The organism is Streptomyces sp. NPDC044704, from assembly GCF_056433525.1.
Genome location: NZ_JBWKGY010000014.1, coordinates 1 through 22101, shown reverse-complemented (window position 1 = coordinate 22101; position 22101 = coordinate 1). Strand labels below are relative to the sequence as shown.

The window sequence follows — 22101 nt, the reverse complement described above, 5'->3', positions numbered from 1 at the left end:
TTTAGTCGAGGTAGTCGCGCAGCACCTGCGAACGCGACGGGTGGCGCAGCTTCGACATGGTCTTGGACTCGATCTGACGGATGCGCTCACGGGTGACCCCGTACACGCGGCCGATCTCGTCCAGGGTCTTCGGCTGGCCGTCGTTGAGGCCGTACCGCATGGAGACCACGCCCGCCTCGCGCTCCGAGAGCGTGCCCAGGATGGACTGGAGCTGCTCCTGGAGGAAGGTGAACGACACCGCGTCGGCCGGCACGACCGCCTCGGAGTCCTCGATGAGGTCACCGAACTCGCTGTCGCCCTCCTCACCCAGGGGGGTGTGCAGGGAGATCGGCTCGCGGCCGTACTTCTGGACCTCGATGACCTTCTCGGGGGTCATGTCGAGTTCCTTGCCCAGCTCCTCCGGGGTGGGCTCGCGGCCCAGGTCCTGGAGCATCTGGCGCTGCACGCGGGCGAGCTTGTTGATGATCTCGACCATGTGCACGGGGATGCGGATCGTGCGCGACTGGTCGGCCATGGCACGCGTGATCGCCTGCCGGATCCACCAGGTGGCGTACGTGGAGAACTTGAAGCCCTTGGTGTAGTCGAACTTCTCCACCGCGCGGATCAGACCGACGTTGCCCTCCTGGATCAGGTCCAGGAAGAGCATGCCGCGGCCGGTGTAGCGCTTGGCCAGGGAGACCACGAGACGGAGGTTGGCCTCCAGCAGGTGGTTCTTGGCGCGGCGGCCGTCCTCGACGAGGATCTCCAGCTCGCGCTTGAACGCGGGCTTGTGGTCCTCCTCCTCTTCGAGCTTGTACTCGGAGAACAGGCCCGCCTCGATGCGCTTGGCGAGCTCGACCTCCTGCTCGGCGTTGAGGAGCGGCACCTTGCCGATCAGCTTCAGGTAGTCCTTGACGGGGTCGGCGGTGGCACCGGCCACCATGACCGTCTGCGCCGGGGCGTCGTCCTCGTCGTCGTCGGACAGGACGAAGCCCTGGGTGCCGCCCGTCTTGGGCGCCTCCTCCTCGGCCTCGTCGGCGAGGTCCTCGGCCGCCCAGTCCTCGCCCTCGACGGCGGGGGTCTCGCCCTCGTCGGAGTCCTTGGCACCGGCCTTCTTCGTGGCGGCGGTCTTCTTGGTCGCCGTGGCCTTCTTGACGGCGGTCTTCTTGACCGTGCGCTTCTTGGGCTCGGCGGCGGCCTCGGCCGTCACCTCGTCCTCGGCGCCGGCCGGCGATGCGGATATCGCCGCGGCGGTGGCCGGGGCGGCCGTCTTGCGCGCGCCGATGGGGCGCGGCGCGGCGGCCGCCTTCTTGGTCACGGTGCGGGCGGGGGCCGCGGCCGCCTTGCGGGGCTTCTTCGCGGGAGCCTTGGTGGCGGGGGCGGCGCTGACGTGGAGGGCGACGCCCTCCTCGTCCAGGACCTGGTTCAGGCTGCGCAGGACCCGCTTCCACTGGTCCACCGGGATGCGGCCGGCCTCGAAGGCCTGGCGCACATCGTCACCGTTGATGTGACCCTGCTCGCGGCCGCGCTCGACGAGCGCGACGAGGGCCTCCGATTCGGCGATCTCCGGAGGGAACGTACGGGACGGGCTGAGCGACACAAGGAGCCTCTCGTTGCGAACAGATAAGGGGTGAGCGGGACATCATCGCGCGAACTCGGGAAACAGACCCGAGGGGGGTCTGTATTCCGGGCCGCGCGAGGACACCTGTCGGTTCATCGCATGCCCGAGTCGATTCGTTACGCGCTGAATTGAGTGACCTGCGCCACGCTGTGGCCGCGCAACCGATCCGGCGGAGATCCGTCCGCCTCGCGACCGCTTCCCGCAAGGCCTCATCTCAGCCCTTTTTGCGGGCTTCGATGAGGAAGCGGGCGGTGTGCGCGACGAACGGGCCCTCGCGTTCGATCCGTTCGTGGAGCTCGCGCAGCCGGTCCCGGTACTGCCCGACCGTGAAGCCGGGCACCATCCAGATCACCTTCCGTAGAAAGTAGATCACGGCTCCGATGTCATGGAACTCCGTCCGCAGTCGTTCGGAGCGCAGATCGACCACCTCCAGGCCCGCTTTCGTGGCGTCGGCGACCGCGTCGTCGGGGTGCCGGCCGCGCCGCACCTCCTCCGGCTGGGGGCCGAGGAAGTACTCGACGAGCTCGAAGACGCTCGCCGGGCCGACCTGCTGGGACAGGTAGGTGCCGCCCGGTTCCAGCACCCGGGCGATCTCGTCCCACCAGATGGTCACCGGATGCCGGCTGGCGACCAGCTCGAAGGCCTCGTCACCGAAGGGCAGCGGCGGCTCGTCGGCGTCCGCGACCACCACCGCGCCCAGCGGGTGCAGCAGCCGTGTCGCCTTCAGGATGTTCGGCGGCCAGGACTCGGTGGCCACCGTCAGCGGCGGCAGCGGTCCGGACCCGGCGAGCACCTCGCCCCCGCCGGTCTGGATGTCCAGCGCGGAACGCACCCGGGCCAGACGCTCGCCCAGGAGCCGCTGGTAGCCCCACGAGGGGCGCTGCTCGGTGGCGCGGCCGTCGAGCCAGGAGAAGTCCCAGCCGTCGACGGAAACGGATTCGGCCTCGGCGACGAGATGGTCGAAAGTACGCGTCATGTCTCGATCGTCCCAGCTCGGGCCCCGGTGAACCACCGGATATGTCGACTACAGTGGTCGGCGGGCCGTGACTGGCGTTCGGGTGGATCACCACCGGGGAGCGGCCCGGCGTACCCCGTACGTCGACTGCCGCGCGCCTGGGCGATCCGCGATCCGCAGCGACGTTCAGGAGACCCCGTGACGACTGCCACCGCCCAGCTGATGGACGGCACCGCCCTCGCCCGCCGCATCTCGGAGCAGACCGCCGCCCACGCGGCCGCGCTCACCGAGCGCACCGGCACCGCACCCTGCCTCGCGACCGTCCTGGTCGGCGAGGACCCCGCGTCCGTGACGTACGTACGCATGAAGCAGAACCGTTGCGCCAAGGCCGGGATCACCTCCCGCCACGTGGAGCTGCCGGCCACGACCACCACCGAGGAGCTGGTGGCCGCCCTCACCGAGCTCTCCGAGGACCCGCAGATCAGCGGCATCCTGCTCCAGCACCCCGTCCCGCACCACATCGACGAGCGCGCCGCCTTCGAGGCCATCGCCCCGGGCAAGGACGTCGACGGGGTCACCATGCACTCCTTCGCCGCCATGGGCTTCGGCCTGCCCGGCTTCGTCTCCTGCACCCCCGGCGGCATCATGCGCCTGCTGGAGGCCTACGACGTCGACCTCACCGGCAAGCACGCCGTCGTCGTCGGCCGCAGCGCCATCCTCGGCAAGCCCGCCGGCATGCTCCTGCTGGAGCGCAACGCCACGGTCACCTACTGTCACTCCCGCACCGTCGACCTGCCCTCGATCGTGCGCCAGGCGGACGTGCTCGTGGCCGCCGTCGGCAAGGCCGAGTTCATCCGCGGCGAGGACATCAAGCCCGGCGCCGTCGTCCTGGACGCCGGCTACAACGAGGGCAACGTCGGCGACGTCCACTTCGAGTCGGCCGCCGCCCGCGCCTCCCTGATCACCCCCGTGCCCGGCGGCGTCGGCCCCATGACCATCGCCGTGCTGCTGGAGCAGACCGTCCGGGCCGCCGCCGCGCAGGCCGGACTGGACCTCGCGGAACTCTGACCCCTTCCGCCTTCCGCACGCGACGCCCCGGACCCCTCGGTCCGGGGCGTCGCGCGGCCCGGGGCCACCGCTCAGGCGACAGCGCCTGCCGCAGCCGTACGGCGGGCCGCGGCGACGACCGGGGAGGTGCGGAACGCGCGGGCCAGCGGGGCCAGGGGCTGCCCGCCGAGCCCGTGGGGGGCCGGGCCGTCCGGGCCGTCCGGGCCGGAGACGGCCGGGGGGCCTTCGGTGCCCGCCCGCTCGGCGGCCGCCCGGTGCCGGCAGGCGGCGGCGAGCATGGCGGCGTCCGCCACGACGGCGGCGGCCCGTTCGTCGAGGCCCTGGGCGCGCGCGGCCCCGTACGCGAGTGACCGCACCCCGGGGTCGAACCAGCCGGCCAGGGCCAGCAGCCCGTCGTCGATGACCGACTCGCGGTGGATCAGCCGGATCCCGATCGGCGACCACCAGGTCAGCGGCACCGTCGTCACGCTGCGGGCGGCGAACCCGCGCAGCGCCTTCCACAGCGGGCGCAGCCGCCGGTACTGGCTGTAGTCCCGCCACAGCGCCGACCCGCCGAGCATCGGCACGAGGAACCCCGACCCCACCAGCAGCGCCGCCGCGGAGGCCAGCGGCGGGGCCACGTACGTGGACAGGACGTCCCAGTCGTGCCCGGCCCAGCGGGCGCCCACCGCGGCCCACTTCGCCGCGAGGTACCCGAGGTCCATGAGCCCGCCGAGCATGAGCAGCGCCAGCCCCGAGCGCAGCGACCGCAGCGCGGGATCGACGCGCAGGGTCCACTTGAGGCACAGCACGCTCAGCGCCGTACTGCCCACGGTGTGCGACACCAGGTAGAGGACGATCATCTCGCGCAGCCAGGGCGTGTTCGCGTAGTACGTGTCCAGGTCCCGCAGCCGTTCCACCGGCGCGTCCCCGATCACGAACAGGGTCACGATCAGCGCGCTCACGGCGCCGAACGCCCCCACCGTCACCCGCGTCGCCCGCCGGACGCCGGCGGGCGGACCCCCGGCCCAGTGCAGGATCAGCACGACCGAAGCCCCCGAGAACGCGGTGAGGACGCTGTACACGAGCGGGGCGGCGAAGTTGACGACGCCGGTGATCTCGTTGACCGCGGCCAGGGAAGGCGGCGCGGCCAGGAACGTCAGCAGGCAGCCGACGACCAGCAGCGCGCACACGGCCCGCATCAGCGGCTGGTCCCAGTTCCGGCGCAGCGCCGGGGCCTTGATCAGCAGGGCCAGGACCATCACCGAGCCCGCCACGTACAGGACGAAGTCCTCCCTCACCGGGCGCGTCCGGCGGGGTCCGCCCCCAGCTCGCGCCCCCCGCCCGCTCCGGCGGCTCCGACGAGCCCGGCGACGGCGCGCTCGGCGGCGGTCAGCGGCGGCGCCTTGAGGGCGCCCCGCGGGGAGGCCCGCAGCACCCGCCGGACGATGTCGGGCCGCAGCCAGTGGGTGGGCGGGCTGGTCATGGTGATGACCTCAAGGAACGCCGCGGTGAGCGGTTCCTGCGTGGTGGCCCCGGTCACGAGCCGGCTCACGTACGCGTCGAGGAGTCCCGCGCCCGGCCGGGGCCGCGTACCGGTCGCCCCGGGATACCTGATGTCCTGCGAGGCGGCGAGCTCCCAGGCGGTGGCGACCGGCGGGGCGAGCGCGCGCTGGGCGGCGTTCCCGAAGCCGGGCCGGGCGAGTCCGCCATTGCGCAGCAGGGCGCGTACGGCGAGCAGTCCCTGGGCGGCGACCGTCATGCCCTGCCCGTAGAGCGGGTTGAAGGTGGCCACCGAGTCGCCGACGGCGAAGAAGCCGTCGGGCAGGTCCGCCTTCTCGTAGTGGATCCGCCGGCCGGCGGTGCCCTGGGTGACGGCGACGTCGCCCAGCGGCGCGCGGCCTTCGAGGAGCTCCCCGACGATCGGATGCCGGACGCCCTTGGCGAACGGGACGAACGCGTCGGGGTCGTTGGTGGGCCGGCCGCCGCGGGTGCCGGAAAGGGTGGCCTGCCACTGCCCGTTCTCGATCGGGACGATCGTCGCCGTACGGCCGGGTACGGGCACCCGGGGGTCGGACTGGACGTTGACGATCGGGAAGCCCAGCTCGTGCGCCCCCTCGGGCGCCTCGAACAGGCGGGTCGCGTAGACCAGGCCGGAGTCGACCTCGGAGTACCGGATGCGGCCCGCCCCGGCCGCCTCCAGCCAGCCGAGGGCCCGGGAGCCGCGGCCGCCGGCGTCGACGACGAGATCGGCCTCCACGACCACGCCCTCCCCGTCCGGGGTGTCGACGCGGACGCCGGTGATCCGCGCGGCGCTGCCCTCCAGGCCCCTCACCCGGCTGCGCTGGAGGAGGGTGACCCCCGGCAGCGCGGTGACCCGGGCACGGACCACGGAGTCGAGCAGGTCGCGGCTGCAGGAGATGCTGAACTGCTTCTCCGCGCACCGCGGGATCCACCCCCGCGCGGTCAGGGTGACCAGGTCCGTCGGCAGGCTGCGGCGGATCGCGCCGGCCGCCGTCCACTGCTCGCCGATGCCCGGCAGGATCTCCTCCACCGCGCGCGCCCCGCCCGACCACATGACGTGGACGTGCCGGGCCTGCGGGAGGCCGCGCCGTGGCGTCGGGCCGTCGGGCAGCGCGTCGGCGTCGATGATCGTGACCGTCGCGTACTCGGCGAGTACGGCGGCCGCGAGCAGTCCGGCCAGGCTGCCGCCGATGACGACGGCGTGGCGGGACGGGGTGGACTGGGTCATCGTGTGGTGCTCTCTGTCAGGCCGCGCGGAGGGCAGGCGGCGAAGGTGAGGAAGCGGAGGCGGCCGGGACGGGCGTGCCGTGCGGGGCGCTCAACGGCCCCAGCCGAGCGAGGTGTTGATGCGCTCGATCTCCTCCGGGAACTGCTCCTGCCTGGGGGGAGTGAGGAAGGCCTTCAGGAGCATGCCGAGGTACAGGCCGAAGGTCTCGGCCCGGATCTCCGCGGGATCCTCCCGGTCGGCGCGGGCGGCGGCCTGCCGGACCACGTGCTCCAGCGGGGCGTCCGGACGCAGCAGTTCCGCGAGACTGCCGTGGGGGGACGTGAGGCGTGCGGCGACGGCCATGCCGGGGCCGTGGCCGTCGCAGGTGCCCTCGTGCACGTGCCACAGCTCGTGGCAGGCGATGACGAGCTGGTGCTCGGGCCGGGTACGGGCCTCGATGACGAGGAGGTCGCGGTCGTCCAGCTCCAGCCAGAGCCCGCTCGCCGTGTCGGCCGGGAACGGAACGAAGCGGAACTCCACGGGGCGGCCGCCGCGGAGCCGTGCGAAGGCGGCGCAGAGCCCGCCGATGATCAGGCCGGCGTCGCAGGGCGCGGCGAGGCGCGCGTCGGCGAGTAACCGGGCGCCGAGGCTCCGCATGGCCCGTGTGGTCCTCATGCCCCGTCCCCCTCGCCGTCCCGGTCCGCCCCGGCGGCCTCCTCGGCCCCACCGGCCCCTGCACCACTGCCCGTACCGCTTCCCGCATCGCTTCCCGCGCCGGGTACGGGCCCGGTCCCGGGGCGCGGGCCCGCCTCCGTGCCCGGGGCGTCGGCCCGGCGGGGGACCGGCTGGCCCTCGCGGGCCAGGAGGTCGTCCAGGTAGTCGGCCAGGGACTTCCAGCCCGCCGGCGAGAGCCGCCCCGCGCGCGTGACGATGCTCCGCACGTCGTGGGCGCGCAGCACCGCCAGCATCGGGTTCGCCCCGTCCGACCCGTCCGCCCCGGCGGCCCGCAGTTCCCGCTCGATGCCGCCGAGCACCCCGGCCAGCGCCTGCGCGTCCCCGTCCAGCAGGAAGCCGCCCTCCACGCCGTAGAACCGCTGGATCCCCGCGGCCGCCGCGAGGTTGGGCAGCCCCTCGCCCTGCGCCAGCCGGGTCAGGGACTGGCCGGAGGCGTCGAAGGAGCCCGCAATGGCCGTCAGGGAGTGCGGCTGGCCGTCGGCGCGCGGCCGGGTCCGGCGCAGGTGCTCGAAGCGCAGCCGCACCTGCTCCCTGAGCGGCAGCCGCGGCGGATTCCCGTCGAGCGTGAGCCGTATGGCCTGCGGGGTGAGGCCGCTGAGGTACGAGAGGTGATCGAGGTCGTCCGCGGCGGCGGGGCCGTCCGGGCCGGCCGTGGCCAGGGCCCGTTCCACCGCGCTCTTGCTGTCGGCCAGCAGGAAGCCCGCGTACACCCCGAAGAAGCGCTGCACGCCCGCCGCGTGACCGAGCCGGGGCAGTCCGGTGCCGGCGTTGAGCGGGCCGAGGGAGGCGCCGGGCGCGTCGAAGTCCTCGGCGATCGCGGCGAGGGACCACTCCCGGCCGTGCTTGTCGCGGCGGGTGGCGCGCAGCCGCAGGAACCGCTGGTGCACCCGGCGTTCCAGGGGGACTTCGGCGGCCGTACCGGCCACCACCTGCGGAATCAGCGCCGGTTCGACCCCGGACAGGTGCCCGAGCCGCTCCACGGCCAGTACCTCGTCGGGGTCCCGTCCGCACCGCCGGGCCAGTTCCACGACGCGGTCCCAGGCCGCGCTGAGATCGGATCGGGCGGCGGCTCGCACCGGGTAACTCTCCGTACGTCGACAGGGCGTTCGAGTGACAGGGCTCCGTGAAGCCTAGCCCCCCGCCCCCGCCCCGAACCAGCACGACCCCCACATTCCCTGCGGTCGGTCTCAAAAAAAGTGGGGACGCCACCCCTTGCCCCGAAGGCCCCCTCGCCCCCGTCCCACGGGCGGCCGTTACCCGGGAGGTAATCGACCCCCCGCCCGCCGCGGCGGCACAGTGGGGGCATCGGGCTCCGGGGGCGCGCACTCGCAGCCGGGGCCCGGTACCCCCGCCCGCGCACACGACTCCGACGGAGGCCCACCGCCATGTCCGCGACCCTGTTCGGCAGCATCGCCCGTACCACCGTCCCGCAGACCGCACTGCGCCGCTTCCTCGGGCTCGACGCCGTGGTCACCGGCGGCAACGGGCTCGCCTACGCCGCCTTCTCCGCCCCGCTCGGCCGGCTGCTCGGCGTCGACGCCGGGCTCCTGTTCGCGCTCGGCGTCCTCCTCGTCCTGTACGGCGCCGCCGTCGGCTACCTCGCGTCCCGGACCCGCCCGGCCGCCTTCCCCGTGAAGTGCGTGATCGAGACCAACTGCGCCTGGGCGGCGCTCAGTCTCGTCGCGCTCTTCGTGTGGCTGGACCCCACCACCGCCGGCGCGGTGTGGATCCCGGCGCAGGCGCTGACCGTCGCCTCCTTCGCCCTGCTCCAGCAGCTGGCGCTGCGCGCCTCGGGCTCAGGAGCCCGCTGAGCGAAGGTACTTGGCCGTCGCCGGGTCGGCCGGCAGCAGCGTCTCGATGGCCAGCTCGGCGACCGTCACGTCCATCGGCGTGTTGAAGGTGGAGATGGACGACACGAAGGACAGGATCTGCCCGTCGTGCTCGATCCGCAGCGGCAGGGCGATGTACGGGACCGCTTCCTCCAGGGGCTCGCGGTCCCCCGGCCGCTCCGCCACCGGGTACGCGGCGACCTCCTCGTACAGGGCGCGCAGCGCGGACGAGCGGGCCAGCGCGATCTGCCGCTCCATCTGGGCCAGCAGGTGCCCCCGCCATTCCCGCAGGTTGTGGATCCGCCGGGCGAGGCCCTCCGGGTGCAGGGTGATCCGCATGGCGTTCAGCGGCGGCGCCAGCAGGTGGTCCGGCATCCCGTCGAGCAGCATCATGACGCCCCGGTTGGCGGCGACGACGTCGTACGCGGCGTCCACCACCAGCGCCGGGTACGGCTCGTAGGCGCTCATCAGCCGCTCCAGGCCCTCGCGGAGCACCGCCATGGAGGGGGCGTCCAGCGGGGTGTGCGGGTACCGGGGGGCGTAACCGGCCGCCATCAGCAGGGCGTTGCGGTCGCGCACCGGTACGTCGAGGTGGTCGGCGAGCCGCAGCACCATCTCCTCGCTCGGCCGGGACCGGCCGTTCTCCACGAAGCTGATGTGCCGGGACGAGGAGTCGGCGCGCCCCGCCAGCTCCAGCTGACTGATCCCGCGCCGCTCCCGCCAGGTGCGCAGCAGGGCTCCCACGTTCGCCGTCGTCATGCCCCGACGGTAGCCGAGACCGGAGCTCGCGGGCGGCCCGGAACAACCCGCACGCACCACGGCGCGGTCGGTCCCCTCCGGCCCCCGCTGTGCGAACCTTGACTCCTCATCACGGACGTACGCCCACGGGAGAAGGAGCCGGCCGCATGCCGAGTCAGCCGCTGTCGCAGAAGGAGATCGAGGACCGCCTGCGGGAACTCCCGGGCTGGGCCTTCGAGGACGACCGGATCCTCCGCACCTACCGGCTCCGCACGCACATCGCCGCCGGCGCCCTCGTCGCGCACATCGCCGCCGTCCAGGACGAGTTGAACCACCACTCCGACCTCACCCTCGGCTACAACACGGTCCGCCTGGCGGTCAACAGCCACGACGCCGGAGACGTCGTCACCGAGACCGACTTCGCCCTCGCCGAACGGGTCGAAGCCCTCGCCCCCGCCCACGGCGCGAGCTGAGCCCCCGCACGTGCCGAACACCAGGAGCCTGCTCGACTACGACGCCGAGGCCGCGTCGTACGACGCCACCCGCGGCGGTGTCCCGCGCGCCGAAGCCGCCGCCGGGGCGGTGCTCGGCCTGGTCCCGGCCGCCGCCCGCACCCTGCTCGACCTGGGCTGCGGCACCGGCATCGTCACCGCCCGCCTGGACCGGCCCGGGCTGCGCGTACTGGGCGCGGACACCTCGTACGGGATGGCCGCTACGGCCGCCCGCCGCGGGGTGCCCGTAGTCCTCGCCTCCGGCACCGGCCTGCCCGTACGGACGGGCTCCCTGGACGCGGTGAGCGCCGTGTGGCTGCTGCACCTGCTGCGCGAACCCGGCGCCGTGCCCGGCCTCGTCGCCGAGGCCGGGCGGGTGCTGCGCCCCGGCGGGGTCTTCGTCACCACCGTCGACAAGGACGCCGCGCACGACGTCGGCAGCGACATCGACGCACTGCTCGCCCCGCACCTGACGGCCGCCCCCGCGGACGCCTCCGGCCTGGTCGAGGCCTGCGCGGCCCGGGCGGGCCTGCGGCCGGCCGGGGAGACCCGCTTCACGGGACACGGCCAGGGCCGCAGCCCGCGCGAGAGCGCCGCCGCGCTCCTGGCGGGCCGGTACGCCTCCCGGATCAGCCCCCGCGGCATCGGCGCGGCCGAGCTGGCGGCCGCCCTGGAGGCGCTGCCCGCACCGGACGAGCCGCGCGCGGAGCCGACGTACCGGGTACGGAGCTTCGTACGGCCCTGACGGACCCGCGTTCCGGCGGCCCGCGGGGCTACACCGGCTCCAGGCGCCACCACTGGGACGGGGAGTCGGTGTCCTCGCCCTGGCGGGCCCGGCCCTCGCCGTCCGCCTCCAGCAGCAGCTCGCTGACGCACGCGACGAGGGACACCACCCCGGGGTCGTCCAGGTGCTCCTCGACGAGCCACTCCTGGGCGCCGAAGGCGTTGGCGCGCCACACCTGCACCCGGGCGCCGGCCTCGGTGGAGGCGTTCGCCACGTCGAGGCGCCGTTCGTTGTCCTCGCTCACCACGTGGAAGATCCCGCCGCCGCTGTGCACGGGGGAGATCCGCCAGCGGCGGGCGGCCGTCGGCGCGGGGGGCCCGTCGGGGCCGACCCGCACCCGGGAGGCGCCCTCCAGCTGGAGCACCAGCCCGCTCTGCACGTTCCTGATCCGGTAGATCCCGTCGGGAAGGTTCACGCGGACGCCCTCAGACGTCGAAGACGGCCGGGTCCGGCCCGATGCGGCGGCCCGCCGCACTCGCGCCGAGGGCGTCCAGCGCCGCGACGTCGGCCGCGTCCAGCTCGAACCCGAAGACGTCCAGGTTCTCCCGGATGCGCTCCGGGGTCACGGACTTCGGGATCACGACGTTGCCGTGCTGGAGGTGCCAGCGCAGCACCACCTGCGCGGCGCTGCGGCCGTGCCGGGCGGCGATCTCCTCGACCGCGGGCAGCGTCAGCAGCTCCTTGCCCTGGCCCAGCGGGGACCAGGCCTCGGTGACGATGCCGCGCTCGGCGTGCAGGGCCCGCAGTTCCTCCTGCGGGAACAGCGGGTGCAGCTCGATCTGGTTCACGGCGGGCACCAGGGAGCTCTCGGCGCCGAGCCGCTCCAGGTCCTGCGGACGGAAGTTCGACACGCCGACCGCCTTGGCGCGGCCGTCGGCGGCGATCTCCTCGAAGGTCTTCCAGATGGTGAGGAAGTCGTCGCGCATCGGGCGCGGCCAGTGGATCAGGTACAGGTCGACGTGGTCGACGGCCAGCTTGGCGAGCGAGTCCTCGAACGCGCGCAGCACCTCGTCGCGGCCCCAGGCGTGCGAGGGCCCGTTCCACAGCTTGGTGGTGACGAACAGTTCCGCGCGCGGCACCCCGGACGCGGCCAGTGCCCGCCCGGTACCGGCCTCGTTGCCGTAGACGGCCGCCGTGTCGATGCTGCGGTAGCCGGCCTCCAGCGCGGTGCCCACGGTCCGCTCCGCCTCGGAGTCCGGGACCTGCCAGACGCCGAAGCCGAGCTGGGGCATGAGCGTGCCGTTGTTGAGCTTGACGGTGGGGACCTGGTTCACGTGTGGTCGATTCCCTCGGGTCGGTGCGGTCGTGGCCCGGGCCACGGTGCCGGGCCACGGTGTACGAGGGGCGACAACCGGCCCCCCGTACACCGTATTCCCGCCACCCGGGGTGACGCCGCCGTGGCACGTCACGCCGTCCCGAGGTACGCCTCCCGCACCAGGGGGTCCGCCCGTACCTCGGCCGCCGTCCCCTCGGCGAGGACCGTTCCCAGGTCCAGTACGACGACCCGTGCGCACAGGTCCATCACGAAGGCCACGTTGTGCTCGACCAGCAGCACCGCGCAGCCCTCCTCCTCGGCGAGGCGCCGCACCACCCCGGCCAGCTGCTCCCGCTCGGGCGCCGCCATCCCGGAGGCCGGCTCGTCGAGCAGCAGCACCGTCGGCGGGTCGGCCACGGCGCGGGCCAGCTCCGCCATCCGGGCCCGGCCGACGGGCAGCCCGCCGGCGTACCGTGCCCCCAGCGTCCCGAGCCCGCAGGAGGCGAGCACCCGTTCACCCCGCTCGCGCCGCTCCCGTTCCCGGCGGCGCCGTGCCGGGAACGCCACCAGGTCGGCGGCGAGCCCGCCCCCACCGCCCCGCCACTCCTGCGCGACGAGGAGGTTGTCGGCCACGCTCAGCTGCCCGAACAGCTGCTGCCGCTGGAACGTCCGGCGCATCCCGTGCCGGGCCCGCCAGACGGGGGAGCGGCGGGTGACGTCCACCCCGTCGAGCAGGATCCGCCCCCGGTCGGGCCGCCGGATCCCGGACAGCACGTCGAACAGGGTGGTCTTGCCCGCCCCGTTCGGCCCGATCAGCCCGCACACCTCCCCGGCGCGGACCCCGAGGTCCACGCCCGTCAGGGCCCGGACGCCGCCGAAGCGCACGCTGATCCCGCTCGCCTCCAGTACGTACCCGCTCATGTCGCCATCCCCAGGTAGGCCTCGGTGAGCCGGTCCGCCTCCACCTCGGCCCGGGGGCCGCACCAGGAGACCCGGCCCTGGGAGAGGTAGGCCACGGTGTCGGCGATGCCCAGGATCTCCGCCGCCTTCTCCTCCACGAGCAGCAGTGCGGTCCCGGCGTCGCGGAGCTCGGTGAGGACCCCGTACACCTCCTCCACGACGCGCGGCGCGAGCCCGAGCGACGGTTCGTCCGCGATCAGCACGTCCGGCGGGCGCTGGAGCAGCGGGGCGAGCGCCAGCATCTGCTGTTCCCCGCCCGACAGGGCGCCGGCCGTGACGGAGCGCCGTTCCCCGAGGCGGGGGAAGCGGTCGTAGACGGCCGCCCGGGCGGTGGCCTCCGGCAGGTAGAGGGCCAGGTTCTCCTCGATGGTGAGCGAGGGGAAGATCCCCCGCCCTTCGGGGGCGAGGAGGACCCCGGCCCGGGAGCGGAGCACGGCTCCGTCGCGGGTGGCGTCCCGCCCGGCGACGAGGACCGACCCGGCCGCCACGGGCAGCAGTCCGGCGGCGACCCGGCAGGCGGTGCTCTTCCCGGCCCCGTTGGGCCCGAGCACGGCGAGGATCTCACCCCGCCGCACGGCGAGCCCGACCCCGTGCAGCACGAGCCCCCCGTCGTACCCGGCGGCGACACCCCGCAACTCAAGCGCTACCCCGCCACCGGCCCGGGCAACGGGCCCCCCGGCCCCGGCCCCGGCACGGGCCGCGGCTCCGGGCCCCGGCCCCCGCCCCGGTCGTCGGGCGGGCGGTACGGAGGCCTCGCCCGGGTGCGGGGTGGCGGGCTCCGTACGGGGCCCTGCGGCGGGCGGCGGCGCGGAGTGGGCCGGCCCGGAGCCGGAGCCGGGACCGGGACCGGGTTCCGCGGTGGACCCCCGGACGCCGGCTCCGGTGCGGGGCTCCCCGCCGTCACCCCCGGCCAGGGGAAGGGCCCGGCGTCGGGCCCACCGCACCGGCAGGGCGGCGCAGTACCCGTCCGGGTCGTTGGCCAGGGCCAGTCCCGCGAGCCCGAACAGGATGACGGGCAGGTGCGCCGACTCCGTCACGTAGTCCGACAGGATCCGCGGGGCCACGGCGTACACGAGCCCCGCCACCACCGCGTACTGCGGCCTGCGCACCCCCGCCGCCACCACGACCGCGAGCCACACCAGCCCCGTCATCGCCGTGAAGTCGGTCGCGGTGACGCGGGTGTTGAAGGAGGCGTACAGGACGCCCCCGAAGCCGGCCAGCCCGGCCGACAGCGTGAACAGCATCAGCTTCGTGCGCAGGACGGACACCCCGGACGCCATCGCCGCCGCGGGCGCCGACCGTACGGCGAGCATCGCGCGCCCCGACGGCGACCCGCGCAGCGCGGTCAGCGCGGCGGCCACGGCGGCGACCAGGACCAGCAGGGCCACGCCCAGGGCCCGGTCGTCGGACAGGTCCAGCGGACCGATCACCGGTCGGGGTACGGACCATCCGGAGTCCCCGTTGCGCAGCCAGCGCAGCTGGAACAGCACCTGGTCGGCGAGGAACGCCAGGGCGAGGGTCGCCAGCGCGAGGGAGCGCCCGCCGAGGCGCAGCGCGGGCAGCGCGACCAGCGCCCCGAGCACGGCCGCCGCGCAGGTGCCCACCGCGAGGGCCGCCACGAAGGGCCAGCCCCGGCTCATGAGGAGGCCCGCGACCAGCGCGGCCCCGGTGACGAAGGTGGCCTGGGCCAGCGAGACCATCGCGCCGAGCCCGGTGACCACGGTGAAGGACATGAACACGAGCGCGATGGCCAGGCCCTGCGCGAGCAGCCCGGTCCAGAAGGGGGTGGTGACGGTGTAGAAGGCCACGCCGAGCAGGACCGCGCCCGCCGCCCACGCCCCCCAGCGGCGGTTCCAGGACGCGCCCGCGAGATGGTCCGGGGACGGTACGTCGACCGCCGCGGTCCCCGCGGTCCGCGCCCGCCGGGTCAGTACGAGCAGCCCCCCGAACAGGATCAGGAAGGGCACCGCCGTGCGGAAGCCGGTGATCCCCTCGGCGAACGAGGCGTAGCCGGCAACCAGGTTCTGCAGGACCCCGAGCCCCAGCCCGCCCGCGAAGGCGAGCGGGACGGAAGCGAAGCGCCCGATGACGGCGGCGGTCGCGGACACGAACAGGAACAGGGTGAAGTCGTGGGCGGACAGCCCCAGCAGGGGGGTCGCGAGCACCCCCGCGAGCCCCGCCAGCGCCGACGCGATCATCCACGCCACCGAAGACAGCCGGTCGGCGCTGATCCCGCGCAGCTCGGTCAGCGACCGGTTGTCGACGGCGGCCCGCAGCCGCAGGCCCAGCCGGGTGTGCCGCATCAGCACCCACAGGGCGACGGCCACCGCCGCCGTGACCACCCAGGTGATCAGCTGGTCGGAGTCGATGCCGACGCCGTCCGCGAGCTGCCAGGACCGCGCGGGGCTCGGCCCGACCCCGGGCAGTCCGAACTGGTTCTCGGCGGGCTCGACCGGCGCGCCCGCGTCGGCCAGCAGCTCCACGGCCCACAGCCCGGCGGCGGGCAGCGCCACCAGCAGGCCGATGGTCGCCACGATCTGGGCGGTCTCCCCGATCCGGGCGAGCCGCCGGAACATCAGCCGGTCCAGCCCCCATCCGAGGCCGGGCGCGAGGACGCACACCACCAACAGGGCGGCGGGGACGGCCGGCCAGCCCAGACCGGAGTGCAGCTCGTAGAAGGTGAGCGCGCACAGGTAGGCGGTGGCCCCGTGCGCGAAGTTGAACAGCCCGGACGCCGAGTACGACAGCACCAGCCCGGTGGCCAGCAGTGCGTACAGGGCGCCGGAGACCAGGCCGCTCAGCACGAAGACGAGCAGATCTGCCATGCCGCTGTCCCGGCCCTACGTGAAGGGGATCGGTTCGTGGCAGGTGAACGGCACGGACACCTCGTACTTGCCGTCCTTCAGCTGGACGAGCGCCCCGCAGCCGAAGCTGTCCTTCTGTCCCTCGGGCTCCGCCCGGTCGCCGACGAGGGTGCCGGTGTCGGAGAAGCCCTGTGCGGCGGCCTGGAAGGAGGCGACGGTGAGGTCCTTCCCGGCCTTCCGCGCGATGGCCAGGAACAGGTCGGCGGACATGTACCCGGTCAGCATGTGCATGTTGAGAGGTACGTCCTGTCCGCCCGCGGCCGCCTTGATGTCCGCCTTGAACCGGGCCATCTGCGGGTTGTCCGACTCGAAGGGCTCGAACTGGAGCAGGACGTGCACCCCGTCGAGGGCCTGCTTGGTGGCGTCCTTGGTGAGCAGTCCGGGGTCGTAGTCGGTCGGGTCGGACAGCACGCCCTGGTAGCCGGCGCGCTTGAGCGCGGTGAACAGGCCGATGTTGTTGGGGGTCTGCATGACGGAGACGACGGCGTCGGGGGCCTTGCCGCCGTTGCTGCCGAGGATGTCCTTGACGTAGGCGGACCAGTCGCTGGGGACGGCCGACGCCGGTACGGAGGCCTTGGCGTAGGAGACCGTGAACCCGGCGCTGGTGAAGCCCTGCCGGAAGGTGCGGATCCCGAAGGTCCCGGCGTCGCTGTCGTTCGCGATGATCGCCACCGACTTGCCCTGCTTGCCGCCGAGGACCTTGCCGATGCCCTCGGGCCAGGTCTGGTTGATGCTGCCGCCCGGGCTGGGGACCAGGCAGCCGTTGAACCCGTAGATGAACTTGGGCCCGCAGAAGGACGGCAGGGTGCCCCAGCCGAAGGTGGGGACCTGTTCCTGTTCCAGGAAGTCCGCCCCGGTGAAGGTCACCGAGCTCATGGGGGAGACGGCGAAGACCTTGTCCTGCTGGACGAGCTTGCGGGCGGCGGCGAGGTTCTTGGCGGGGTCCTGGCCGTCGTCCTCGGCGCCGATGTAGTCGATCTTCCGGCCGTTGACGCCGCCTTCGGTGTTGGCCCGCAGGTAGCGGGCCTTCGCCCCGAGGTCGGTGTCCTTCTTGCTGTAGCCGCCGGCGCTGGTCATCGAAACGATGCCGCCGACCTTGATGGAGTCGGCGCTCACACCGCGCACGGTCCGGTCGCCGCCGCCCCCGGGCTTGCCGGGACTGGTCTGGTCGGAGGCGGAGTTGCAGGCGGAGACGAGCGCGAGGGCGGCCGCCACGGCGGCCAGGGCGCGGATGGATCGCGGCATGGGTGGATCCCCCTCCGGTCGGAATCCACGCATTCTGTGCGTGACCTGACGCACCGTCAATATCAATGACCAAGTAAAATGACGGATCGTCAGATCAGGGTCACCGGGTGGTGCGGAGCCGGAAGGCAGGGGCGTCGCGCCGGCCGCGGGGCCGCCACCGCGCCCCGTCACGACGGGTACAGTCCGGCCACCTCCCGCGCGTACACCTTCTCGATCGCCCGCCGCTTGAGCTTCAGCGACGGGGTCAGCAGCCCGCGCTCCTCGGTGAACTGCTCGGCCAGCACCCGGAACGTACGGATCCCCTCGGCCTGCGACACCAGCGTGTTCGCCGCCACCACCGCCCGCCGCACCTCGGTCGCCAGCTCCGGATCGCCCACCACCTCCGCGGCCGTCCGCTGTGGCAGCCCCCGCATCGACAGCCAGTGCGCGACCCCCTCCATGTCCAGGGTCACCAGCGCCGCGATGAACGGCCGGTCGTTGCCCACCAGCACGCACTGCGACACCAGGGGATGCGAACGCACCCGCTCCTCCAGCGCGGTCGGCGAGACGCTCTTGCCGTTGGAGGTCACCAGGATCTCCTTCTTCCGCCCGGTGATGGTCAGGTACCCGTCACGGTCGAGCCGTCCCAGGTCCCCGGTCGCCAGCCACCCGCCGCGCAGCACCTCCTCCGTCCCGCGCGGATCGTTCAGGTACCCGGAGAAGACGTGCCCGCCGTGCAGCCACACCTCCCCGTCCTCCGCGATGCGGACCGTACCGCCCGGGATCGGCGGCCCCACCGTCCCGTACTTCGTCGCCCCCGGCGGGTTCGCGGTGGCCGCCGCGCTGGACTCCGTCAGCCCGTACCCCTCGAACACCGTGATGCCCGCCCCGTCGAAGAACAGCCCGAGCCTCCGCGACATCGCCGAACCGCCCGACATCGCGTGCCGCACCCGGCCGCCCATGGCCTCGCGGACCTTCCCGTAGACGAGCTTCTCGAAGAGCTGGTGCTCCATCCGCAGCCCCGCCGAGGGCCCCGGACCCGTCCCGAAGGCCTTCTCCTCGCGCGCCTCCGCATACCGCACGGCCGTCTCCACCGCCCGGTCGAAGGGCCCCGTACGCCCTTCCGCCTCGGCCTTGCGCCGGGCCGCCGCGAACACCTTCTCGAAGACGTACGGAACCCCCAGCACGAAGGTCGGCCGGAACGCCGCCAGGTCCGGCAGCAACTGGGCGGCCGCCAGCACCGGCGCGTGCCCCAGCTTCACCCGCGCCCGCACGGCCGCCACCTCCACCATCCGCCCGAACACGTGCGCCAGCGGCAGGAACAGCAGCGTCGACGGCTGCTCACCAGGCCCCGCCTGGAAGACCGACTCCCAGCGGGCCACCATCGTGTCGGCCTCGAACATGAAGTTCGCGTGGGTCAGCACGCAGCCCTTGGGCCGGCCCGTGGTCCCGGACGTGTAGATGACCGTCGCCACGGCGTCCGGGGTCACGGCCCGCCGGTGCCGGTGCACGACGTCCTCGGCCACCGTCCGCCCGTCCGCCACCAGCCCCGCGACCGCCCCCGCGTCGAGCTGCCACAGCAGCCGCAGCCCCGGCAGCCGCTCGATGACCGAACCGACCGTCATCGCCTGGTCCTCGTCCTCCACCAGGCACCCGACGCAGTCCGAGTCCTGGAGGATCCAGTGCACCTGCTCCGCCGAAGACGTCGGGTAGACGGGGACCGGCTGCGCCCCGATCGCCCAAAGCGCGAAGTCGAACAGCGTCCACTCGTACCGCGTACGGGACATCAGCGCGACCCGGTCCCCGAAGCGGATGCCCTGCGCGAGGAGCCCCTTGGCCAGCGCGAGCACCTCCCCGGCCAGCTCCCGGGAGGTCACGTCACGCCATACCCCGTCCGACTTGCGGCCGAGGACCACCCGGTCCGGGTCCTGGCCCGCGTACGCGAAGACGACGTCGGCCAGACCGCCGACCGGCGCGCCCGTGACCACGGGCGGGACGCTGAACTCGCGCAACATCGCGCTCCTCTCCCTGCGGCTGCGCGACGCTACCCCACCCGGCCCCGCGCCCGGCACCCCCGCGGAAACCTCCACAAGATCCCTACGGGCCGGACCGCGCCCCGCCCGCCCCCGGCCCGGCGCGACCCGGTCAGGCCCGCCCCGCGGCCCTGGCCTGCGGGAGTCCACCCCGGGCGCGCCCACCGCCGGGGAACGCCGGCCGGCCCGCCGGGCCCGGGCCGCGCGGGCGGCGCGGCACCCGAAAGGGAGGCTCAGGGCGTGCTGCGAACGCCCCGCCCGGGCCCTACGCCGGTCTGCTCAGGCGGTCGCCGCCCGCGAGGACGGCCGCCGCGAGGGCTTCCGCCGCCGGGGCCGGCCGCCGGCCCCGGAGCAGGGCGAACTCGACCGGGCCCAGCTCCGGCAGGCCCCCCACCCGGGCCAGCCCCGGCGGGATCAGCCCCCGGGTGTGGGCCATCACCCCGAGCCCGGCGCGGGCCGCCGCGATGAGCCCGCTCAGGCTGCCGCTCGTACAGGCGATGCGCCAGGCCCGGCCCTCCCGCTCCAGCACCTCCAGCGCCCGGGCCCTGGTGATGCCCGGCGGAGGGAAGACGATCAACGGCACCGGGCGCTCCGGGTCCACCCGCAGCCCCTCCGCCCCGATCCACACCATCCGGTCCCGCCACACCAGCCGGCCGCGCTCGTCCCCCGGCCCGCGCCGCTTGGCCAGCACCAGGTCCAGCCGCCCCGCGTCCAGCCGCTCGTGCAGCGTGCCCGACAGCTCCACCGACAGTTCCAGGTCGACCTCGGGGTGCTCGTGCCGGAACCCCTCCAGGATCTCCGGCAGCCGGGTCAGGACGAAGTCCTCCGACGCCCCGAACCGCAGCCGCCCGCGCAGCCGCGTCCCGCTGAAGTACGCGGACGCCCGCTCGTGCGCCTCCAGGATGGTCCGCGCGAAACCCAGCAGCGCCTCACCGTCCTCCGTCACCGCCACGCTGTGCGTGTCCCGGACGAACAACGGCCGCCCGGTCGCCTCCTCCAGCCGCCGCACGTGCTGGCTGACCGTGGACTGCCGCACCCCGAGCCGGGCCGCGGCCTGCGTGAAACTCAGCGTCTGGGCCACGGTGAGGAAGGTGCGCAGCTGGACCGGGTCGTACATGCGGCCACGCTAACCCCGTTCATCACGTTCCGCGATGGCAGTCAGTGCGGTGTGCGGGTTTCCCGATGGGCACCGGCCCCGCACCATGGCCAGAGGGCCCTTCCCGGCCCCGCCGGGGAACGCGGCACCCGCCGCGTCCGGCCCGGACCCGACCCGACAGCGAGCGAGCACCCCGCACATGCGCCGCCCCCGTTTCCCCGCCCGGCTCCCGCTGGACCCGTACGTACTGGCCCTGCTCGCCACCGTCGGCCTCGCCGCTCTGCTGCCCGCCCGGGGCCCGGCCGCCGGCGTCGCGGACACCGCCTCCGGTGCCGCCGTGGCCCTGCTCTTCTTCCTCTACGGGGCCCGGCTCTCCACCCGCGAGGCCCTCGACGGCCTGCGCCACTGGCGGCTCCACCTCACCGTGCTCGCCTGCACCTTCGCCCTCTTCCCGCTGCTCGGCCTGGCCGCCCGCGGCCTCGTGCCCGGCCTCCTGACCCAGCCCCTGTACAACGGCCTGCTCTTCCTCTGCCTGGTCCCCTCGACCGTGCAGTCCTCCATCGCCTTCACCTCCATCGCCCGGGGCAACGTCCCGGCCGCGATCTGCGCGGGCTCCTTCTCCAGCCTCGCCGGGATCCTCCTCACCCCCCTGCTCGCCGCCGCCCTCCTCGGCAGCCGCTCCGGCGGCTTCTCCCCGGACTCCCTCCTCAAGATCGGCGCGCAGCTCCTGCTGCCCTTCCTCCTCGGCCAGTTCCTGCGCCGCTGGGTCGGCGGGTTCCTCGTCCGCCACAAGAGGGTGCTCGGCTACGTCGACCGGGGCTCGATCCTGCTCGTCGTCTACGCCGCCTTCAGCGCGGGCGTGGCGGCCGGGATCTGGCACCAGGTCAGCCTCCCGCGGCTCGGCGCCCTGCTGGCGGTGGAGGCCGTACTCCTCGCCGTGATGCTCCAGGTCACCTGGTACGGGGCCGGGCGCCTCGGATTCGGCCGCGAAGACCGCATCGCCATCCAGTTCGCCGGGTCGAAGAAGAGCCTCGCGGCCGGACTGCCCATGGCCAGCGTCCTGTTCGGGGCCCAGGCCGGCCTCGCCGTGCTGCCGCTGATGCTGTTCCACCAGATGCAGCTGATGGTCTGCGCGGTCCTGGCCCGGCGCCGCGCCCAGGACCCGGCGACCGGTCCCGCCGGGGATGTGGCGGAGGTCTCCCGCGTCGTCCAACACCCCGCCCCGCAGGGTCGGTAACGTGCGTCGGTGACCTGGATACGCCCGCTCGCCGCCCACGCCCCGCGCCCCTGCACCCTGGTGGTCTGCCGGGGCTGCTGCTGCGGCGACCCCCGCAAGAACCCGGGCTCCGACCACGCCGGCCAGCTCGACCGGCTGCGCGAGGCCGCCGCCGCCTCCGGGGGCCGCCTCGCCGTCCGCACGAGCGACTGCCTCGGACCCTGCGCCCAGGCCAACGTCATCGTGGTCCAGCCCACCACGGAGAACCGCCGGCGGGGCGCCCGCGCCGTCTGGTTCGGCTTCGCCCTGGACGACACCGCCACGGACGAGATCATCGCCTGGGCCGAGTCCGGCGGCCCCGGCAGCACCCCGCTCCCCGCCACCCTCGACCTCCACCGCATCGACCCCCCGGAGCCCAAGCCGGCCCCCGCCCCGCGCCGCGGCCGCCGCCGCTAGGGCCTGTCGTCAAACTCCCGTCTGCCCCGCGACGCCTGGCACGCGCTCTCGCCGCACCGGGCGAAAGCCAAGTACGTCCAGTACGCG

The 22101-nt window shown here is 74.2% G+C and carries 20 protein-coding genes and 1 riboswitch; of the genes, 6 read left to right on the top strand and 14 right to left on the bottom strand.

Features of this window, described 5'->3' with window-relative positions:
• Position 1: 1 nt before the first annotated feature.
• Both AC07B0_RS28485 and AC07B0_RS28480 read right to left on the bottom strand, forming a co-directional pair.
• Positions 2-1579 (bottom strand): RNA polymerase sigma factor, encoded by a 1578-nt coding sequence (locus AC07B0_RS28485; RefSeq protein ID WP_478899186.1) that lies wholly within the window; start codon positions 1577-1579, stop codon positions 2-4.
• A gap of 235 nt (positions 1580-1814) precedes the next feature.
• Entirely contained in the window at positions 1815-2576 is a 762-nt protein-coding gene (locus AC07B0_RS28480) for a methyltransferase domain-containing protein (RefSeq protein ID WP_467293222.1), read from the bottom strand.
• 57 nt (positions 2577-2633) lie between these two features.
• Positions 2634-2726: riboswitch (ZMP/ZTP riboswitch) on the top strand.
• A 51-nt stretch (positions 2727-2777) separates the two neighbouring features.
• On the opposite strand from AC07B0_RS28480, the gene AC07B0_RS28475 reads away from it, so the two are divergent.
• Positions 2778-3623 carry a bifunctional 5,10-methylenetetrahydrofolate dehydrogenase/5,10-methenyltetrahydrofolate cyclohydrolase gene (locus AC07B0_RS28475; RefSeq protein WP_478899271.1) on the top strand — a complete coding sequence of 282 codons (846 nt, stop codon included), beginning with the start codon at positions 2778-2780 and terminating at the stop codon, positions 3621-3623.
• 71 nt (positions 3624-3694) lie between these two features.
• Here the strand turns inward: AC07B0_RS28475 and AC07B0_RS28470 are convergent, their stop codons facing one another.
• From AC07B0_RS28470 to AC07B0_RS28455, 4 genes are all read right to left on the bottom strand, one after another.
• Entirely contained in the window at positions 3695-4903 is a 1209-nt protein-coding gene (locus tag AC07B0_RS28470; protein WP_356883174.1) for an MAB_1171c family putative transporter, read from the bottom strand.
• Positions 4900-6354 carry an NAD(P)/FAD-dependent oxidoreductase gene (locus AC07B0_RS28465; RefSeq protein ID WP_478899185.1) on the bottom strand — a complete coding sequence of 485 codons (1455 nt, stop codon included), beginning with the start codon at positions 6352-6354 and terminating at the stop codon, positions 4900-4902. The genes AC07B0_RS28470 and AC07B0_RS28465 overlap by 4 nt, the downstream gene beginning before the upstream one ends.
• A 90-nt stretch (positions 6355-6444) precedes the next feature.
• The gene (locus tag AC07B0_RS28460; RefSeq protein ID WP_356883178.1) at positions 6445-7008 is read right to left on the bottom strand and encodes a toxin-antitoxin system, toxin component; all 564 of its coding nucleotides are present in this window, start codon (positions 7006-7008) and stop codon (positions 6445-6447) included.
• Complete coding sequence (locus AC07B0_RS28455) at positions 7005-8144, bottom strand: hypothetical protein (RefSeq protein ID WP_478899184.1); 1140 nt, start codon at positions 8142-8144, stop codon at positions 7005-7007. The genes AC07B0_RS28460 and AC07B0_RS28455 overlap by 4 nt, the downstream gene beginning before the upstream one ends.
• 309 nt (positions 8145-8453) lie before the next feature.
• On the opposite strand from AC07B0_RS28455, the gene AC07B0_RS28450 reads away from it, so the two are divergent.
• Complete coding sequence (locus tag AC07B0_RS28450; protein WP_478899183.1) at positions 8454-8879, top strand: hypothetical protein; 426 nt, start codon at positions 8454-8456, stop codon at positions 8877-8879.
• Here AC07B0_RS28450 and AC07B0_RS28445 read toward each other — a convergent pair.
• Positions 8865-9656, bottom strand: coding sequence for a helix-turn-helix domain-containing protein (locus AC07B0_RS28445; RefSeq protein WP_356883184.1), 792 nt, complete (start codon positions 9654-9656; stop codon positions 8865-8867). The genes AC07B0_RS28450 and AC07B0_RS28445 overlap by 15 nt on opposite strands.
• Positions 9657-9802: 146 nt before the next feature.
• On the opposite strand from AC07B0_RS28445, the gene AC07B0_RS28440 reads away from it, so the two are divergent.
• Positions 9803-10108 (top strand): 4a-hydroxytetrahydrobiopterin dehydratase, encoded by a 306-nt coding sequence (locus AC07B0_RS28440; RefSeq protein WP_469384594.1) that lies wholly within the window; start codon positions 9803-9805, stop codon positions 10106-10108.
• A 28-nt stretch (positions 10109-10136) separates the two neighbouring features.
• The gene (locus tag AC07B0_RS28435) at positions 10137-10871 is read left to right on the top strand and encodes a class I SAM-dependent methyltransferase (RefSeq protein ID WP_469384605.1); all 735 of its coding nucleotides are present in this window, start codon (positions 10137-10139) and stop codon (positions 10869-10871) included.
• Between the two features lie 28 nt (positions 10872-10899).
• Here AC07B0_RS28435 and AC07B0_RS28430 read toward each other — a convergent pair whose 3' ends face one another.
• From AC07B0_RS28430 to AC07B0_RS28400, 7 genes are all read right to left on the bottom strand, one after another.
• The gene (locus AC07B0_RS28430) at positions 10900-11325 is read right to left on the bottom strand and encodes an RICIN domain-containing protein (protein WP_478899182.1); all 426 of its coding nucleotides are present in this window, start codon (positions 11323-11325) and stop codon (positions 10900-10902) included.
• 10 nt (positions 11326-11335) lie between these two features.
• Entirely contained in the window at positions 11336-12184 is an 849-nt protein-coding gene (locus AC07B0_RS28425) for an aldo/keto reductase (protein ID WP_356883190.1), read from the bottom strand.
• A 131-nt stretch (positions 12185-12315) separates the two neighbouring features.
• Entirely contained in the window at positions 12316-13086 is a 771-nt protein-coding gene (locus tag AC07B0_RS28420) for an ABC transporter ATP-binding protein (protein ID WP_356883192.1), read from the bottom strand.
• Positions 13083-15950 (bottom strand): ABC transporter permease subunit, encoded by a 2868-nt coding sequence (locus AC07B0_RS28415; RefSeq protein ID WP_478899181.1) that lies wholly within the window; start codon positions 15948-15950, stop codon positions 13083-13085. Before AC07B0_RS28415 ends, AC07B0_RS28420 begins: the two co-directional genes overlap by 4 nt.
• Before the next feature lie 15 nt (positions 15951-15965).
• Entirely contained in the window at positions 15966-17234 is a 1269-nt protein-coding gene (locus AC07B0_RS28410; RefSeq protein ID WP_478899180.1) for an ABC transporter substrate-binding protein, read from the bottom strand.
• A 167-nt stretch (positions 17235-17401) separates the two neighbouring features.
• Positions 17402-19225, bottom strand: a complete 1824-nt coding sequence (locus tag AC07B0_RS28405) for an AMP-dependent synthetase/ligase (RefSeq protein ID WP_356883208.1) — start codon at positions 19223-19225, stop codon at positions 17402-17404.
• Positions 19226-19511: 286 nt separating this feature from the next.
• Positions 19512-20363 (bottom strand): LysR substrate-binding domain-containing protein, encoded by an 852-nt coding sequence (locus tag AC07B0_RS28400; RefSeq protein WP_356883198.1) that lies wholly within the window; start codon positions 20361-20363, stop codon positions 19512-19514.
• 178 nt (positions 20364-20541) lie between these two features.
• Between AC07B0_RS28400 and AC07B0_RS28395 the strand changes: the two genes are divergently transcribed.
• Entirely contained in the window at positions 20542-21579 is a 1038-nt protein-coding gene (locus AC07B0_RS28395) for a bile acid:sodium symporter family protein (protein WP_478899179.1), read from the top strand.
• A gap of 9 nt (positions 21580-21588) precedes the next feature.
• Positions 21589-22014, top strand: a complete 426-nt coding sequence (locus tag AC07B0_RS28390; RefSeq protein ID WP_356883202.1) for a (2Fe-2S) ferredoxin domain-containing protein — start codon at positions 21589-21591, stop codon at positions 22012-22014.
• Positions 22015-22101 lie beyond the last annotated feature (87 nt).